Origin of the sequence: Terriglobus sp. YAF25 (assembly GCF_052113305.1) — a bacterium.
GTDB lineage: Bacteria > Acidobacteriota > Terriglobia > Terriglobales > Acidobacteriaceae > Terriglobus.
The window spans coordinates 1-1980 of record NZ_JBFRCY010000801.1; the positions used below are offsets into that span (position 1 = coordinate 1).

1 protein-coding gene is annotated in these 1980 nt (G+C 61.3%); it reads left to right on the forward strand.

What is annotated here, in order from left to right; translation table 11 throughout:
• Positions 1–220: 220 nt before the first annotated feature.
• Positions 221–1831, forward strand: coding sequence for a coagulation factor 5/8 type domain-containing protein (locus tag AB4043_RS23885; protein WP_442308300.1), 1611 nt, complete (start codon positions 221–223; stop codon positions 1829–1831).
• Positions 1832–1980 lie beyond the last annotated feature (149 nt).

Here is a 1980-nt window from a genome sequence, read left to right on the forward strand (position 1 = left end):
TGGGCAGGCTTCGACGCCACCGCGACGGAGCACAAGAGCTTCCACGTAACAGCAGGCAAGTAAGGACGAATTGCAGATGAAGATGCGAGTGGTTGCAGGTGTCGTACTAAGTTTTGTCTCTGCTGTAGCAATAGCGCAAAAGTCCCCACGCCTCAACCCGGAAAACCTGGATTGGGGGCCCAACGTAAAGCTTTTTCGTCCTGGGATGAACCATGACGAGATGCAGCRGGCCATCGACAAGGTCTACACCGAACAACAACACGCCGAGTTCGGCAGCTCGCGCTATGCGTTCCTGCTCATGCCCGGYAAGTACAACCTCGACATCCCCGTCGGTTTCTACACACAGGTCCTCGGCCTCGGCGCAGGCCGTGACGATGTCCGAGTAGCCGGCGACGTGCATGCCGACGCAGCCTCCAAAAACAACAACGCCACCACCACCTTCTGGCGCGGCGTCGAAGGCTTCTCGGTTGTCCCGACGAGCGGCACCATGCAGTGGGCAGTCTCGCAGGCGATCGCTGCGCGCCGCATGCATGTACTGGGCAACATGGTGCTGCATCAGAAGCGCGGCTGGGCTAGCGGCGGCTGGCTCTCAGACTCGCTGGTCGATGGCACCGTCGACTCCGGCACGCAGCAGCAATGGATCTCGCGTAACACCGAGTGGCAGCAGTGGACCGGCGCAAACTGGAACATGGTCTTCGTCGGCGCCGAGCACGCTCCCGAAGGCGAGTGGCCCAAGCCTCCCTTCACCAAAGTGGCGACTGTACCCGTCGTCCGCGAGAAGCCCTTCCTGCAGGTCGATGCCAAGGGCAACTTCAGCGTGCGCGTCCCCGCCATCCGCGAGAACTCCTCGGGTATTACCTGGAAGAAGGGTTCAACCGCAGGACGGTCCGTACCTCTCTCGCACTTCTACATCGCCCGTCCCGACCGCGATACCGACGTCACCATCAACGCCGCGCTCGACAAGGGCAAAGACCTGCTACTGCTTCCCGGCAACTACGATCTGAACGCCCCCATCAAGATCCGCAAAGCCAACACCATCGTGCTCGGCATCGGCTTCGCCACACTGCGCCCGGTGCACGGGACTGAAGCGATGACGGTAGCCGATGTCGACGGCGTCACGGTCTCGGGCCTGTTGTTCGATGCGGGCACCGTCATCTCCCCCTCGCTGCTGCATGTGGGCACGCAAGGCAGCAAGCTGCGGCATAAGACCAACCCCATCTCACTGCACGACGTCTTCTTCCGCGTCGGCGGAGCAGGCGAAGGCCGGACGGATGCCAATCTGGTGATCGACAGCAACGACACCATCGKCGACCACAYSTGGRTCTGGCGCGCCGACCACGGCCACAACGTCGGCTGGGACAAGAACCAGAGCAACTACGGCCTGGTTGTCCACGGCAACGACGTCACCATCTACGGTCTCTTCGTCGAGCACCACCAGAAGTACCAGGTGCTCTGGGCAGGCGAGCGCGGCCGCACCTACTTCTACCAATCCGAGATTCCCTACGACCCGCCAACACAGGCCCAGTGGACAGACGAGAAAGGCGCGAAGGGCTGGGCCTCGTACAAAGTAGCCGACAACGTCCGCGAACACGAAGCCTGGGGCCTGGGCATCTACAGCGTCTTCCGCTTTCCGGATGTCGTGATGGACCGCGCCATCGAAGTCCCCGACACCCCCGGCGTAAAGTTCCACCACATGATCACAGTAGCCTTGCTCGACAAAGGCGCAATCCTGAACGTAATCAACCAAACCGGCGGCAGCACCAGAACCAGCTCCGCAGGCCAACCACCCCGCATCGAACCCAAGGTCACGGACTACCCAGAGGCAAAGTAGGATCTCGTTGCCCCATTCTTTGTCGAAGACAAAGGGTGGTATTCGCGCTCCGCGCGAAACGTCTTCATTTGTTCCCACCCGGGTGCCCCACCCTCACAACGTTAGGGTGGGCAAAGAAGGCTCTAAGCGCTGAAGGCGCGCTCTATACC